The sequence below is a fragment of the Streptomyces sp. NPDC003016 genome (genome assembly GCF_053591455.1).
In genome coordinates, this window is sequence record NZ_JBSFTV010000034.1 from 41,369 (window position 1) to 54,540 (window position 13,172).

Annotated in this window: 14 protein-coding genes and 3 pseudogenes; 10 read left to right on the forward strand and 7 right to left on the reverse strand. The window is 71.4% G+C overall.

Annotation, left to right across the window (positions count from 1 at the left end):
- Nucleotides 1-130: 130 nt before the first annotated feature.
- Nucleotides 131-538 (reverse strand): annotated as a pseudogene (locus tag ACWDZ4_RS26410) (hypothetical protein); the annotation flags it as partial.
- Between the two features lie 541 nt (nucleotides 539-1,079).
- Between ACWDZ4_RS26410 and ACWDZ4_RS26415 the strand changes: the two are divergent.
- Nucleotides 1,080-1,727: an ATP-binding cassette domain-containing protein gene (locus ACWDZ4_RS26415; RefSeq protein ID WP_451510916.1), complete on the forward strand. Its 648-nt coding sequence runs from the start codon at nucleotides 1,080-1,082 to the stop codon at nucleotides 1,725-1,727.
- A 77-nt stretch (nucleotides 1,728-1,804) separates the two neighbouring features.
- Here ACWDZ4_RS26415 and ACWDZ4_RS26420 read toward each other — a convergent pair.
- Nucleotides 1,805-2,167, reverse strand: a pseudogene (locus ACWDZ4_RS26420) (helix-turn-helix transcriptional regulator); the annotation flags it as partial.
- A 57-nt stretch (nucleotides 2,168-2,224) separates the two neighbouring features.
- On the opposite strand from ACWDZ4_RS26420, the gene ACWDZ4_RS26425 reads away from it, so the two are divergent.
- Nucleotides 2,225-2,689, forward strand: coding sequence for a hypothetical protein (locus tag ACWDZ4_RS26425; RefSeq protein ID WP_451510870.1), 465 nt, complete (start codon nucleotides 2,225-2,227; stop codon nucleotides 2,687-2,689).
- Between the two features lie 132 nt (nucleotides 2,690-2,821).
- On the opposite strand, the gene ACWDZ4_RS26430 is transcribed toward ACWDZ4_RS26425, so the two are convergent.
- Together ACWDZ4_RS26430 and ACWDZ4_RS26435 are read right to left on the reverse strand one after the other, a co-directional pair.
- Nucleotides 2,822-3,583, reverse strand: a complete 762-nt coding sequence (locus ACWDZ4_RS26430; RefSeq protein ID WP_451510871.1) for a class I SAM-dependent methyltransferase — start codon at nucleotides 3,581-3,583, stop codon at nucleotides 2,822-2,824.
- Nucleotides 3,584-3,915: 332 nt separating this feature from the next.
- The gene (locus ACWDZ4_RS26435) at nucleotides 3,916-4,758 is read right to left on the reverse strand and encodes a DUF2382 domain-containing protein (protein WP_451510872.1); all 843 of its coding nucleotides are present in this window, start codon (nucleotides 4,756-4,758) and stop codon (nucleotides 3,916-3,918) included.
- Between the two features lie 153 nt (nucleotides 4,759-4,911).
- Between ACWDZ4_RS26435 and ACWDZ4_RS26440 the strand changes: the two genes are divergently transcribed.
- The 6 genes from ACWDZ4_RS26440 to ACWDZ4_RS26465 all read left to right on the forward strand — a co-directional run bounded on the left by ACWDZ4_RS26440 (nucleotide 4,912) and on the right by ACWDZ4_RS26465 (nucleotide 7,826).
- The gene (locus tag ACWDZ4_RS26440; RefSeq protein WP_451510873.1) at nucleotides 4,912-5,976 is read left to right on the forward strand and encodes a YihY/virulence factor BrkB family protein; all 1,065 of its coding nucleotides are present in this window, start codon (nucleotides 4,912-4,914) and stop codon (nucleotides 5,974-5,976) included.
- Nucleotides 5,977-6,127: 151 nt separating this feature from the next.
- The gene (locus ACWDZ4_RS26445; protein WP_451510874.1) at nucleotides 6,128-6,310 is read left to right on the forward strand and encodes a hypothetical protein; all 183 of its coding nucleotides are present in this window, start codon (nucleotides 6,128-6,130) and stop codon (nucleotides 6,308-6,310) included.
- Complete coding sequence (locus ACWDZ4_RS26450; protein WP_451510875.1) at nucleotides 6,307-6,666, forward strand: phosphatase PAP2 family protein; 360 nt, start codon at nucleotides 6,307-6,309, stop codon at nucleotides 6,664-6,666. The genes ACWDZ4_RS26445 and ACWDZ4_RS26450 overlap by 4 nt, the downstream gene beginning before the upstream one ends.
- 82 nt (nucleotides 6,667-6,748) lie before the next feature.
- Nucleotides 6,749-7,183 (forward strand): phage holin family protein, encoded by a 435-nt coding sequence (locus ACWDZ4_RS26455; protein ID WP_451510876.1) that lies wholly within the window; start codon nucleotides 6,749-6,751, stop codon nucleotides 7,181-7,183.
- On the forward strand, nucleotides 7,180-7,560 hold the full coding sequence (locus tag ACWDZ4_RS26460) for a DUF3618 domain-containing protein (protein ID WP_451510877.1): 381 nt from the start codon (nucleotides 7,180-7,182) through the stop codon (nucleotides 7,558-7,560). Before ACWDZ4_RS26455 ends, ACWDZ4_RS26460 begins: the two co-directional genes overlap by 4 nt.
- Nucleotides 7,560-7,826, forward strand: coding sequence for a DUF4235 domain-containing protein (locus tag ACWDZ4_RS26465; protein ID WP_451510878.1), 267 nt, complete (start codon nucleotides 7,560-7,562; stop codon nucleotides 7,824-7,826). The genes ACWDZ4_RS26460 and ACWDZ4_RS26465 overlap by 1 nt, the downstream gene beginning before the upstream one ends.
- A gap of 43 nt (nucleotides 7,827-7,869) precedes the next feature.
- On the opposite strand, the gene ACWDZ4_RS26470 is transcribed toward ACWDZ4_RS26465, so the two are convergent.
- A complete protein-coding gene (locus tag ACWDZ4_RS26470) occupies nucleotides 7,870-8,289 on the reverse strand; it encodes a nuclear transport factor 2 family protein (protein ID WP_451510879.1) in 420 nt (139 codons plus the stop codon).
- 245 nt (nucleotides 8,290-8,534) lie between these two features.
- On the opposite strand from ACWDZ4_RS26470, the gene ACWDZ4_RS26475 reads away from it, so the two are divergent.
- Nucleotides 8,535-9,845, forward strand: a complete 1,311-nt coding sequence (locus ACWDZ4_RS26475; RefSeq protein WP_451510880.1) for an alpha-L-fucosidase — start codon at nucleotides 8,535-8,537, stop codon at nucleotides 9,843-9,845.
- A 45-nt stretch (nucleotides 9,846-9,890) separates the two neighbouring features.
- Here ACWDZ4_RS26475 and ACWDZ4_RS26480 read toward each other — a convergent pair whose 3' ends face one another.
- A complete protein-coding gene (locus tag ACWDZ4_RS26480) occupies nucleotides 9,891-10,391 on the reverse strand; it encodes a hypothetical protein (RefSeq protein WP_451510881.1) in 501 nt (166 codons plus the stop codon).
- Nucleotides 10,392-10,676: 285 nt separating this feature from the next.
- Between ACWDZ4_RS26480 and ACWDZ4_RS26485 the strand changes: the two genes are divergently transcribed.
- Nucleotides 10,677-12,479, forward strand: coding sequence for a PP2C family protein-serine/threonine phosphatase (locus tag ACWDZ4_RS26485; RefSeq protein WP_451510882.1), 1,803 nt, complete (start codon nucleotides 10,677-10,679; stop codon nucleotides 12,477-12,479).
- Between the two features lie 29 nt (nucleotides 12,480-12,508).
- Here the strand turns inward: ACWDZ4_RS26485 and ACWDZ4_RS26490 are convergent.
- Nucleotides 12,509-12,880 (reverse strand): annotated as a pseudogene (locus tag ACWDZ4_RS26490) (enolase C-terminal domain-like protein); the annotation flags it as partial.
- Between the last annotated feature and the right edge of the window lie 292 nt (nucleotides 12,881-13,172).

A 13,172-nucleotide genomic window follows, 5' to 3' on the forward strand; every position in this document is an offset into this window, starting at 1 on the left:
CCGCCGGGACGGACGGCCCCTCAAGACCGCAACCCGACCCCACTGGCGAACCTGCGCGTGGGGTCACAGCATCAACAGTCGAACGGGGACGAAGAAGTGCGGGCAGCTGGCCCTGGTGCCGGACAGGGCCTCAACGCCACGCGTGGCGGACCTTCAGCCGTCCGAATCCCATGGTCCCCGAGATCCGGATCCTCGGCCCGCCGGGACGGGAGCGCCGCCGGATCCTGTAGAGCGGGTCCTTCCAGCCGTTGCGCAGATCCTCGATGTCGACGATCGCGTCGCGGGGGACCGTGATCCTGGCCCCACCGGTGCCGAGTTGCAGCTCGATGTCGACCACAGGATGCTCGACGACCGCCCGGGACAGGTCCAGCCGCACCCTTCCGAACGCGGACTCGACCTTGAGGAACCGAGGTACCCGCCATGCGCCGCGCCGCCGGATCCGTCCGTCGGCGGTGGCGATCGCGGACGTGGTGCCCGCACTCTCTTCCGGGAGCGGGGCCAGAGCCGACGCGAGTTCACTGCGCGTCTGCGCGGTGACCGACCGGAGCCGACTGCTGGCACACCTGTCCGTCGGGCAGCGCTACCGGGTGCGCCTGGCGTGCCTCCTCGGCGCCGCCTACGACTTCCTGCTGCTCGACGAGCCGGCCAACCACCTCGACCAGGCCGGCCTGGACTACCTGACCGGCCGTCTGCGGGAGTGGGACGGCGGCGTGGTGGTGGTCAGCCACGACCGCGCCCTGCTGAGGGACGTCGCCACCACGATCCTGGACCTCGACCCCAGCCGGGGCGGCCGCCCGGCCGTCTACGGCAACGGCTACGAGGGATATCTGGCCGGCCGTCGCGCGAGCCGCCTGCGCTGGGAGGAGGAGTACGCCCAGCAGCAGGCCGAACACGTGCGTCTGGCCGACAGCCTCGCCGCGGCGCAGAGCCGGCTGGTGACCGGCCGGCGCCCCGGCAAAGGCACCGGAAAACATCAACGCGCCACCCGCGCCGCGGGGCTGGTGCGCTCGGTGCACCAGCGTCAGGACGACCTGTCCCGGCACGAGGTGTCCCTGCCCGAGCCGCCGCTGAGCCTGGACATGCCCGAGCTGCCCACCCGTGCCGGGGTCACCCTTGTGCGCGCCGAGAGCGTCACCGTCGCCGGCCGCCTGCGCCGGCCGGCGACGGTGACGCTGGAGTCCGGCTCCCGGCTGGTGGTATCCGGGCCCAACGGTGCGGGCAAGTCCACCCTGCTCGCCGTGCTGGCCGAACGGCTGGAGCCGGACGCGGGGCGGGTGCACCACGCCCGCGACGCCCGGATCGCACTACTGGGCCAGGAGTCGGCGCATCCTGCCCACCGCCGCGCGCGGGAGGTCTACGAGGCCCACCTCGCGGCCCTCGTCTCGGCCGGACACCTCGACGAGAACCGGACGGTGGCGCTCGACGGGCTGGGGCTGCCGGCCCGCCGCGACCTGGACAAACCGGTGCGCCAGCTGTCCCTGGGGCAACAGCGCCGCCTGGACCTGGCCCTGGTGCCGGCCTCCCGGCCCCATGCCCTGTTGCTGGACGAACCGGCCAACCACCTGTCCGTCGCCCTGGTCGACGAACTCACACACGCCCTGGAAGCCACGTCCGCCGCCGTGGTGATGGCCTCCCACGACCGGCAGCTGCGCCGCGACGTCGCCCACTGGCCCCACCTGTCCCTGACCGCAACCGCCCTCCACGGCGTCGGACGAATGACCGTCTGAGCACCCGCCCTGCCCGGCGCGGCCGGTGGGACGGCCGCCGGGGAGCAGGCGCGGCAGCAGGTGCGGGCGGCCCGTGTTCAGCCGGCGGTCCCGGTACGGGCGTACCGGCCCGGGGTGGTGCCCACGACCCGCTTGAAGTGCCGGGTGAGGTGGGACTGGTCGTAGAAACCCGCGGCGGTCGCCACCTCGCCCGGCGGCTGCCCGTCGAGCAGCAGGCGACGGGCCAGGTCGACGCGGCGGGACAGCACGTACTGGTGCGGGGCAATGCCGAAGGCGCCACTGAAGGCACGTACGAGATGGGTGGGGTGGGCGTGCACCAGGCGCGCGGCCTCTTCCAGGGCGATGCCTCCGAGCAGTCGCTCGTCGAGGAGGTCACGCAGGTTCTGGGCGACACCGTGGCCGGGCCCCGCCCTGCCGAAGGCCGGCCCGGGACGTAGGTGTGTACCTGCCGCTAGAGTGCGGTCCTTGATCGAGTGCCGTGCGGCGAAGGGGGAAGAATGAATGGGCAACTGAAGGACATAGCCGATGAGTTGGCCGAGGTGCTGTGGCGGGAACGCACCGTGTACCGGGACCGGGCCGGGGGCGTAGTGATCCGGGGTGAGCACGTGCGGCGCTGGATCAGCCTTGCTCCCGCGGGGGGCCGGGGCGAGGTCCTCGTCCGTGCGGGCCGCATCCTCGACGGCGGCACCACGGCCCCGGCGCGTTCGGAAGCGATCGTGCCCCTTGCCGCCGGGACGGGTGGGCTCGCCGCGACCTGCCGTCGCCTGCTCGCCGAGACCGCCGCCGATGCGGCGACGCGAGCGCCGGATCCCTCAAGGGCCGGTCGCTCCGGGCGGTCCGGGCGGTCCGGGAAGCCGCGGCCGAGCGGGAGGCACACGGGCTTCAGCTCCTGGGTGGTCCTTGCCTGCGTGGCCGGGGTAGTGGCTCTCTATCTCCACAGCGCCGGTGTGTTCGGCGGATGACAGCTGCGACAAGGGTGCAAGGGTGACAGAAAAGCCCTGAGGCCGGCCGTGTGCTCGCCGGCCCGGAGCCCGCCCGGTGTGCTGTACCGGTCCTGGTGCCGCCGGACGCCGCATCGGACGTAACCGGCACCATCAGGCGGGCTTGCGGGCCTTGATGAGGAAACGGGTCGAGTGGGCCACGAACGGCCCCTCGCTCTCGATCTTGTCGTGCAGTTCCCGCAGCCGGTCGCGGTACTGGTCGACGGTGAAGCCGGGAACCATCCAGACCACCTTCCGAAGGAAGTAGATCACCGCGCCGATGTCGAAGAACTCGGTCCGCAGCCGCTCGAACCGCAAGTCGACAACCTCCAGGCCGGCGGCCTCGGCATCCCGGCGTCCGTCGTCCGGGTGGCGGCCGCGGCGGACTTCCTCGGGCTGCGGCCCGAGGAAGCACTCGACCAGCTCGAAGACGCTGGAGTGGCCGACGTGCTGGGCCAGGTACGTGCCGCCGTCCTGGAGCACGCGGGCGATCTCCTGCCACCACACCGTCACCGGGTGACGGCTGGTCACCAGGTCGAAGGCGGCGTCGGCGAAGGGCAGCGGCGGTTCGTCGTCGTCGGCCACCACCACTGCGCCGAGCGGATGCAGCAGCCTGGTCGCCTTGGCGACGTTGGGTGGCCAGGACTCCGTGGCCACCATGGTCGGTGGCAGTTTCGGCGCGCCGGCGAGGACCTCCCCGCCGCCGGTCTGGATGTCGAGGGCGGCGGACGCGCGGACCAAGTGCTCACTCATCGTGCGCTGGTATCCCCACGAGGGGCGTTGCTCGGCAGCCCGGCCCTCCAGCCAGGAGAAGTCCCAGCCGTCCACCGAGGCGGCCTCCGCCTCGGACGCAAGTTCCTCGAAGGTGTGTGACATACCCGGATCATCATCATGAAACAGGGGGAAGCCAAAGGGAATTCTTCTGCGCAGTGCCGCCGCATCCCCCTGTCCCCGCATCCTCACATCGCGACCTGCCTCGCGTCCCGTCGAGCCCTCGGGCGCACCCGGGGCCGCTCGTCCGTGGACGCACACGAGCGGGAAAAGGGGCTACTGCTGATGTGCTCGTCCCGGCGGCGCCCCGGCGGCCTGAAGCGTCAGGGGTGTGCCCGCCCGGGACATGCGCGGGCTGCGGCAGGCCCGGGCGGGTGCGGGGTCTTTCCCGGCGGGGCGCCCAGAGGCGGGCGTGTGTGGATGTGCGGTCGCAGCGGTCAGAGCCGGCGGTCGTCGCCTTCGTCGTCGCCTTCGGTCTCGATCCGCTCCTTGCGCACCTTGCCCGTGACCGTTTCCTGGGTCGTGTGCTCCTCAGGCGTGAGACGGACCCGCTCGACCGGTACCGTCTCGGTCTCCATGACGGGCCGTTCCTCATGCAGGGTGACCTCGTGTTCGGCCTCGGAGATCTCCGGCCCGGACAGGGCCTGGTCCCGGTTGGCTTCGGTGATCGGCTCCCGTTCCACGCGGACCTCCTCGTGACGCACGGGGACGGTCTGCTGCTGTTCTTCGGTCACCACGTACTTACGGAGTCGCGCCCGACCCGCTTCGCGGCGCTCGATGCCGACGTGCATTTCCTCTTCGGAGCGCGTCATCGCCTCGTCGCCGGACGGCCGGGCGCGGGTGTCACCGGAGGCCGCTCCGGCGTCGGCGTACCCGGCGGTGCCGGTGGCCGTCCCGGTGTCCGGGTCGGCGTGGGCCCATCCACCTCGGCCGGGCTGGTTGGCCTGCTGCCACGCTTCGTCCCATGCGATGCCGTAGTGCTCGTACAGGCGGCGTTCCTCGTCCTCCGACAGGTGGCCGCCGGCGTCGACATCGACGTTGGGGGCGTCTTTCACCCTGTCCTTGGGATACGGGACCTCCAGGTGGTCCTCGACCATGGTGGCGTCATGGATGGGGACGAACGACTCACTGGTGCCGAACAGGCCGGTCTTGACGCTGACCCAGTCCGGCTGGTGAGTGGCATCGTCGAGGAACACGTGCTTGGCATCGCCGATCTTGTTTCCCTGCGCGTCGTAGACCGGGTGGTCCAGCACCGCGGGGATCTGCTCTCGGGTAATCATCTCGGTCCTCCTGCTTCGCTCTGTGGTCAGTGGCGCGAGTAACCGGTGAAAGTATGGGGAAACGCCCCAGCAAGGGACAATCTCGATTAAAACTGTGAATACTCATGCTCGGCTCCAGGTGCGCAACAGGAGTTTTGGGGTTACTCGTAGGTCATGGCATCGAAGTGGCAGCCCACGCATGGAGACGACCAGAACCGGCCGACAGGTGCCGGGGCGGACGCGGAGCCCGGCAACCGCGCCGGGCCGGACCCCCGGACAGAGCACGAGGCTCCGGACGGGCCCACCGGAATGGGCAAGAAGTCGTGGGGGGCGGTCCTGCGCCGCACGGTGGCGGAGTTCAAGGACGACGAGCTGGCCGACCGCGCCGCGGCGCTGACCTACTACGGGGTCCTGGCCCTGTTTCCCGCACTGCTGGTGCTGGTCTCGTTGCTGGGGATCGCAGGCGAGTCGGCGACGAAGAGCATCCTGGACAACCTTACGAAGCTCACGCCCGGCGCCGCCCGCGACATCATCACCAACGCGGTCGAGCAGTTGCAGGCCAGCGGCGGCACCGGGTCCATCCTGGCGATCGTCGGCCTGGTGGGCGCGCTGTGGTCGGCCTCCGGCTACGTGGCCGCCTTCATCCGCAGCTCCAACGCCGTCTACGACATCCCCGAAGGCCGCCCGGCGTGGAAGGTCACGCCGTTGCGGCTGGCCCTGACGCTGATCCTGATGCTCCTTGCCTGTGTCAGCGCGCTGATCGTGGTGTTCACCGGCGGACTCGCCCGGCAGTTGGGTACGGCCCTGGGGGTCGGAGACACCGCCTTGACCGTCTGGTCGATCGCCAAGTGGCCGGTTCTGGTCCTGCTGGTCACCATCATGATCGCGCTCCTGTACTGGGCGTCGCCGAACGCCAGGGGCCGCGGTTTCAAGTGGGTCACCCCCGGCAGTTTCCTCGCCCTCGTGATCTGGATGATCGCCTCGGCGGGTTTCGCGCTGTACGTGGCGAACTTCGGTTCGTACAACAAGACATACGGCACCCTCGCCGGAGTGATCATCTTTCTGGTGTGGCTGTGGATCACGAACCTGGCGATCCTGCTCGGCCTGGAGTTCGATGCGGAAATGTTCCGCCAACGCGCCATCATCGGTGGTCACCCCGCCGATGAGGAGCCCTACGTCGAACCGCGGGACACCCGCAAGTGGAGTGATCAGGACCGCAAGCAGATGGGCAGTGAATGACCACACCGGGGCATGCGAACCGGAAAGTCCGTACCGCGCGGCCCAAGCGGGCGGTCCTGCGACTCCTCGATGACGCGCGTCGCGTCGACCGGCGGCTGACGAGCCGGATCGCCTCCTGGACTCGCTCTGGGCGCGGCAGGCGCTGCCGGCCGTGGAGTCCGCGGCCGAGAAGACCAGACTGTGGTGGGGTGCGGCCCTGGCCATGACCGCCGTCGGAGGGCGCTCGGAGCGCAGAGCCGCAGCGGCGGGCCTGGCCGGCATGCTCACCGCGCAGCTGATCACGAATGCGGTGTGCAAGCAGCTCTACGACCGGCGCAGGCCCCCGTGGAGATGATCCCGCACGACGATGTCGAGGGCCGGCCGGACAGTTCTTCCTTCCCGTCCGGACCCACCGGGGCCGCCGTTGGCTTCATCGCCGCGGTGGCCTTCACCTCGCCGGGGCGGGGAGCGGCCGCCGCGGTTCCCACCGCGAGGGTGGCCCTGGAACGCCTCCACACCGGTGCTCATTACCCCAGCGACGTCGTGGCCGGCGCCGCCACAGGTGCGGGCAGTGCCGTGCTGGTGCATCATGCGCCGCGCCTGCCGCGTGCCTTGTTGGAGTGCGCCGACACCATGGGTGCGCGTGTGGTCGGCGCATGGCTGGATCGCCGTATCGCCGTATCACCGGATCAGCTGTCGACTGGCGGGTAGGCGCAGTAAGAACTACCACTTGTAACTACCGCTTGTGTGGACAGGACCCGGAAGCCCGAGCAGCGAAAGGCAGGTCACGACGATGAGCACGTCAGCTGACTACCCGCCCCCCAGGGACACCGGAGAATCGGTCGGTGAGCTGTCGGTCGGTGAGCTGGTGAAACAGGCGTCGGAGCAGATCTCCCGGCTGATGCGGCAGGAGTTGCGGCTGGCACAGGTCGAAATGCAGCAGAAGGGCAAGCGGTTCGGGCTCGGTGGCGGTCTGCTGGGCGGAGCCGGTGTGTTCGGTTTCGTCGCGCTGCAGGCAGTGGCGGCCACCGCGGTCATAGCCCTGGACCTGGTCTGGCCGCTGTGGCTCGCCGCCTTGGTCGTCACCGTCGTCCTGCTCGTGGTGGCGGCCGTACTCGCCGCCGTCGGCAAGAAACAGGTCGGCCGGGCCACGCCCGCCGCTCCCGAGCAGGCCATCCACAGTGTCAAGGCCGACGTGGCCGAGATCAGGGAGAGGGCGCGGCGATGACGGACGAGGCACGGGACAACGGCTCCACGCCCGACCCCGACGAACTGCGGGCACAGGTGGAACGGACCCGCGAGGAGCTCGGCCGGACGGTCGAAGCGCTGGCCGCCAAGGCCGATGTGAAGGCACAGGCGCGGCAGAAGGCGGCGAAGGCCAAGGGCTTGGTGCACGACAGGGCCGCCTCCGCCAATGAGCAGCTGACCGGGACGGCCCACACCCTGGGGCGGAAGATCCACGACAAGATCCCGCAGGCCGGTGCGCGGGAAGGCCGGCCGGAGGGCGCAGGCGCGCATGCCACCCGCAACCTGCTCGTGCTCGCCGGTGTCGGTGTGGCCGCGCTCGCCATGATCGTCGTCGTGCGACGCAGCAGGAGGTGCTGATGAAAGCGTCCAAGATTGCCTACAAGCCGGTCGGCCTGGTCCTGGGCGCCATGAGCGGTGCCCTCGCCGGCGCGGTCTTCAAGCAGGTGTGGAAAGTCGCCGGCCACGACGAGGACGCCCCGGACGCCACCGACGAGGAGCGCGGCTGGCGGGAAATCGTGATCGCGGCCACCCTGCAGGGCGCGATCTTCGCCGCGGTCAAGGCGATGGTCGACCGCGGCGGCGCCACCGTCGTGCGGCGCCTGACCGGAACGTGGCCCGGCTGACCCCTGCCCGGCCGGGGGCGCTCCCGGCCGGGGGCCGGCCGGGTCAGAGGGCTATGCGTCGTTCGTCCGCGGAGATGGGGAGGTCGTCGATGCTCGCGTAGCGGCGGCGCATCAGGCCGTTCTCGTCGAACTCCCAGTTCTCGTTGCCGTAGCTGCGGAACCACTGGTCTTCGTCGTTGTGCCACTCGTACTCGAAACAGACGGCTATGCGGTTGTCCGTGAAGGCCCACAGTTCCTTGCGCAGGCGGTAGTCCTGCTCGCGCTCCCACTTGCCGCGCAGGAACTCCACGATCTCCGCGCGTCCCCGGAGGAACGTGTCGCGGTTGCGCCACTCGGAGTCCTCGGTATAGGCGAGGGACACCCGCTCGGGGTCCCGGCTGTTCCACGCGTCCTCGGCCGCTCTGACCTTCTGCTGGGCGGTCTCGGTGGTGAACGGCGGGAACGGCGGCCTCTTGTCGGACATGACTCTCCCCTCCACACTTGAGAGAACGATCATTCTCCCCTGTCCGGGGAGCTTAGGAGAACAGTGGTTCTCCTGCAAGGGGGAGAGGGACGCGGCGCACCGGTGCGTGCCGGCCGGATCTCCGGCGTGGCATCGGGCGCGATAGGCGTCCGGCGGCTCGACCCGGGTCATGGTGGGGGTGTCCTGGTTGCTGTGCGGCCGGCGGTCGGCGACCCGCGCTCCTTGCCTCGACCGGGGGAACACCCATGGCCTCGCCCTCCACCGGCGGGTACGACGCCGGACATGACGCCGGGTACGACGGCGGATTTGGTACCGCGCGGCAAGCGCCGCCTCCGGGCCGGGCCGGCCGTCGCAGATTCCTCGGCGCCGCGACAGCGGGTGCGTTCGGCCCCGCCGTCCTCGGCCCGGCCCGGGCCCAGGAGGCGCAGGCCGGCGCCGTGGGGGAGGAGGAGACTGCCCCGGCCGCGCCCCCGAGGCCGGTTCCCGGCTGGTCCGACGAGGTCAAGCTCGGCATCTTCATCCACTGGAACGCGGCCGCGATCCCCGCCTTCGTCCCCGTCCACCTGCTGAGCGATCTCCACGCGGGCGACGGAGCCGGCCTGCCCAAGTGGCAGCAGGAACAGATCTGGCGGACGCTGCCCTACGCGGAGATGTACCAGAACACGGTGGCCGTACCCGGGAGCGAGACGAGCCGCTTCCACGCGGAGCGTTACGGAAACCGCCCCTACGACGACTTCGTCGAGCCGTCCCGCGCGTCGTCCGTCCGCCGTTGGGATCCACAGCCGTGGGCCGACCTGTTCGAGCGGGCCGGCGCCGGTTACGTCGTACTCACCGCCAAGACGGAGGACGGCTTCCTGCTGTGGCCCAGCGCGCACCCCAACCCGCGCAAAAAACGATGGCAGTCGACGCGAGACGTGATCGGCGAACTGGCGGCGGCGGTCCGCGAACGTGGGATGCGCAGACCTGTTGAACAACCCGGTAGTCGGTCACCACGTTCCCTTCCCGCCGGAGGAGTCCGCGGGCCTCCGGCGAGGTCAGGAACGCGTAGTCGGCCCGGCGCACGCGCCGGCCGTCCGGGTCGGCCGCCCGTGACCCCCGTCGCCCAGGGCGGGACGCACCGCCCACTCGCTGAGCCCGGCCGGCAGGTCGCGCGACGGCTGTGCGTACCGGGCGGACTCGCCGTCGCTGCCGAGGCTGAAACTGTCCAGGAAGTCGTGGCCGACGACCGGATGGCCCCGCTGTCGCAGCTTCTGGAGTCCGGGCCCGAGCCAGGACCGCACCGCCAGGCCGTACTCCCCGGCCGGCGCCACGGTCAGGTCGAAGATGTCGTCGCGTCCGCCGTCGGCCAGGCAGTGCCAGTCCAGAGGGGACGGCGTCAGCCCGGCGCCGGTCACCGCGTCGATCTGTGCGTCGATCTGTGCGCGGAACTCGGCCTCGGCCTCCTCGATACGGGCCCGGACGAGCCCGTGGTCGTCGTGATCGCGCGGACCACGCAAGAGCCGGTCAAGGTTTCGCTGCCCGAGCCGTACCAGCTCAAGGAGACACCGGCGCCGTAGGAGCAGGAAGAGGACGCGGGCCCGCTGAGCGGGCGCAGCACCCGTTCAGCAGGCGTCGGGTCCCGGCGGTGGCGGTGGCGGCGGTGGCATCGGTGGCAGGCGCGGTCCTGGCGGTGTTTCCCTCACGGTGTCGTGAGATGCCGGAGCAGAGGTCTCTTTCCAGACCGTACGGATGGTCAGGGGCGGACTGCAGGCGTCGTACGGCAGCTCGGGCGAGGTGATGCGTACGCGGTACGGCCCCGAGGGCAGCTCCGGCACCACGACGGACGTCCCGAGCGCGCGCGGATCGACCTGCGAGGCCAGCACCGCGGCCGGGGACCACTGCCCCTGCCCGGTCCTGCGCTCCAGCAGGACATTGCACGGATAGTCGAGGCCCCCCGTGATGCGCCAGCTGATCTGCCGTCGCTCGACGCAGTTCCAGCACTCGCCCCCGGCGGGTGCCCGTACGAGCAACCCGTCCGAGGCCGGCGCCGACGAGGTGCGGGGAGGGAACAACGCGTCGGTCGCCCGCTTCAGTTGAGCTCTGGCCAGCGCGATCCAGCGCATACTCGTCCTTCCGTGCTCCCGCGGCAGCGGCCGGGCCGTCCGGTGCGGTGCGGGGTGCCATCGTCCTCTTCCGGGTGTTTCCGTCGGGAATGCGAGTGACGCGGGACGGAAGTCCCGTCCGGCAGGGGCCTTCGCCACCTTCGCGAGTCATGGCCTCGGCAGGACGGCGGTGAGCGTTCGCGCGTGTCCTAGGGGGAACCTACGATCGAGGAAGGCGGATCTTGGCGTGCGACACCGGGAGGTCATCATCGTGAACGTCCCGTGCGGCAGGGCGGTGACGGTCTGGTGAGCTTCCCCCTGCCCGACCTGCCCGACCTGCCCGACCTGCCCGACCTGCCCGGTCTGCCGGACCCGCCGGACGACGTGGAGAGCCTGAAGGCACTCATCGAACGCGAGATCGCCGCGTTGCGGACGGACGTACGGCGCAGGATGGAGATGTCCCCGGTCCTCGCCAACTCCCCCGCCCACGCCCTGTCCCTCGGCGACCGGTCCCTGGAGACCTTCATCTCCGGCGGTCCCGGGCCGAGTGAGGCCCCGGGCGGTGACGACGGCGACGGCCGCCCGTGCGACATGCCCGGTGGCGACCCCTGGGCCGGCCTGTACGCCGGCCTGTCGGCCATCCCCGTCTCGGCGGCGCTCCTGGCTCCGGTCCAGGACGAGACCGGCGAGATCACGGACTTCGTCATCCGCGCCGGTAACCACGTCCGCTCGGCGCAATGGCTCGAAGCGCCGGCCTGCCAGGTGGGGCAGCGGTTCCTGGAGGCCCGTCCCGGGGCCGCGGCGAGCGGACTGCTGGCGGCGCTGACCGCGGCGTTCACATCGGGGCGCGCTCTCAAGGGGCTGACCGTGGACTACACGGAGGAGCGGCACGGTCGGCTGCACCGCGCCCCGCTCCTGTACCACGCCGCTGCCTGCGACGGCCAGATGCTGATCACCTGGGTTCCCGCCCGCAGTCATACGGAGATCCTGACCCTCGACGCCCAGCACATCGCCTCGATGGGATGGGGGCACTGGGATCTGCTCTCCGGCGCCGTCGACTGGTCGGAGGGGCTGCACCGCATCTTCCGCACCGATCCGCAGATGCCGTGGTCGCTGACGGAACTCTGCGACGCGGTGCTCCCCGGTGAAGTGCCGGCGCTCGCCGAGCTGATCACCTCCGTCCTCGCCGGCGAGGAACCCTCCTGGACGCGCATCCGTTTCCGTGTCTTCGGTGAAGTACGCACCCTGGACCTGCTCGGCAGGCCCGTCGCGGGAACCGACGGGCGCCCGTGGGGCCTGCACCTCGTGGCACGCGACCTGACACCCCAGATGCGCAGTCGGCGCCGTCTGGCGGAGACCCAGCACGAGACGGAACGGCTGCGCCAGCAGGCCGCGGCGGAACAGCGCATCGCCTCGGTCATGCGCGAGGCGCTCCTGCCGAAACACACCGCGGAACTCGCCGAACTGGGCCTGACGGTGGCCGCCGCCTACCTGCCGGCCGAGGCGGACGCGGCCGTCGGCGGCGACTGGTACAAGTGCAGGCGCCTGTCGGACGGGCGGGTGCTCGTCGCCATCGGTGACGCGGTCGGCCACGGGCTCGACGCCGTGGCCCGGATGGCCCAGCAGCGCCACGCCCTGGCCGGACTCGCCCAGACGGGTGCGTCGGCCGGCGAGATGACGACCTGGCTGAACGAACTGGTGTGCAGCGACCCCTCGGCGATGACCGCGACCATGATCACCGGGCATATCGACCACGACCACGTCCTGCGCTGGGCGTGCGCGGGCCATCCGCCGCCACTGCTGCGGCGGGGGAACGAGGTGGCCCCTCTCCCGTCGGAGCATCTGGGCCCGCTGCTCGGCCTGATGCCCGGGTACGCGTACGAGACCGCGCCGGTTCCGCTGCACAGGGGCGATCTTCTGCTCCTGTACACCGACGGCGTGGTCGAACGCCGGGGTGAGGACATCACCGAAGGCATCACCAGCCTCAGTCGGCACCTGTCGGGCAACGCGGGGCTCTCGCCCGGGGAGACGGTCGAGCGGATCATCGCCGACTACCGGCGCACGGTTCATGACGACGACGCCTGTCTGCTCGCCATCCAGGTCGACTGAGCGCCGGCTGACCGGGTGAGCCCGCGGCGTCACCCGCCCCAGAGCGTGTGCCGGGCGGGTGGGCAGCGCCGCAGGGCGTCCGGGAGCGGACCGGTGCCGATGCCCGGAGCCGTCGGCCCCGGCAGATGCCCGTCCTGGAGGACGAACGGCCCGATGATGCCCTCGGCGAAGTACGGGGAGGGGGCGGAGGTGTCGCCGGGGAGCGTGAAGCCGGGCAGCGCGGCCGGCGCGAGGCCGGGGGAGCGGCCGATTCCCGTCTCCGGCATGCCGCCGCACCGGACGGGCACGCCGTGCGCGGCGGACACGTCGTGGATCCGGCGGGCTTCGAGGTGGCCGCCGACCCGGGCCGGCTTGACGTTCACGACCCGCGCCGCGCCCATCACGGCGGCGGCCGCGTCGCGCGGGCAGCCCGGCGTCGAGGGCAACCGTCTCCGGGGCGGCCCCGGCCGGCCGGGGTCCCTTGATCTCCGCGGTCGCGGTCGCGATTGCGGTCGCGGGCGCCACCGCGGCCGTGGTGAGCCGGGGCACCGCCTCGTCCGGGGCTTTCGCGCGCAGCGCCACGGAGCCCTCCGGCACCCGGCACCGGATCCGGTCACCGGTACGGACGGCGAGCGGCCCGCCGTCGGGGGGCGCGGCGGACGAGAGCCGCTCCCGTACGGTCCGCTCCCGTACGCTCCCCGGCCGTGCCCGGCG

Bases quoted from the DNA above. Each gene is read 5' to 3' on its own strand.
- ACWDZ4_RS26455 (WP_451510876.1), top strand. From the start codon at position 6,749: ATGAGCACGTCAGCTGACTACCCGCCCCCCAGGGACACCGGAGAATCG.
- ACWDZ4_RS26460 (WP_451510877.1), top strand. From the start codon at position 7,180: ATGACGGACGAGGCACGGGACAACGGCTCCACGCCCGACCCCGACGAA.
- ACWDZ4_RS26450 (WP_451510875.1), top strand. From the start codon at position 6,307: ATGATCCCGCACGACGATGTCGAGGGCCGGCCGGACAGTTCTTCCTTC.
- ACWDZ4_RS26435 (WP_451510872.1), bottom strand. From the start codon at position 4,758: ATGATTACCCGAGAGCAGATCCCCGCGGTGCTGGACCACCCGGTCTAC.
- ACWDZ4_RS26430 (WP_451510871.1), bottom strand. From the start codon at position 3,583: ATGTCACACACCTTCGAGGAACTTGCGTCCGAGGCGGAGGCCGCCTCG.
- ACWDZ4_RS26415 (WP_451510916.1), top strand. From the start codon at position 1,080: ATGCCCGAGCTGCCCACCCGTGCCGGGGTCACCCTTGTGCGCGCCGAG.
- ACWDZ4_RS26470 (WP_451510879.1), bottom strand. From the start codon at position 8,289: ATGTCCGACAAGAGGCCGCCGTTCCCGCCGTTCACCACCGAGACCGCC.
- ACWDZ4_RS26475 (WP_451510880.1), top strand. From the start codon at position 8,535: ATGGCCTCGCCCTCCACCGGCGGGTACGACGCCGGACATGACGCCGGG.
- ACWDZ4_RS26425 (WP_451510870.1), top strand. From the start codon at position 2,225: ATGAATGGGCAACTGAAGGACATAGCCGATGAGTTGGCCGAGGTGCTG.
- ACWDZ4_RS26440 (WP_451510873.1), top strand. From the start codon at position 4,912: ATGGCATCGAAGTGGCAGCCCACGCATGGAGACGACCAGAACCGGCCG.
- ACWDZ4_RS26465 (WP_451510878.1), top strand. From the start codon at position 7,560: ATGAAAGCGTCCAAGATTGCCTACAAGCCGGTCGGCCTGGTCCTGGGC.
- ACWDZ4_RS26480 (WP_451510881.1), bottom strand. From the start codon at position 10,391: ATGCGCTGGATCGCGCTGGCCAGAGCTCAACTGAAGCGGGCGACCGAC.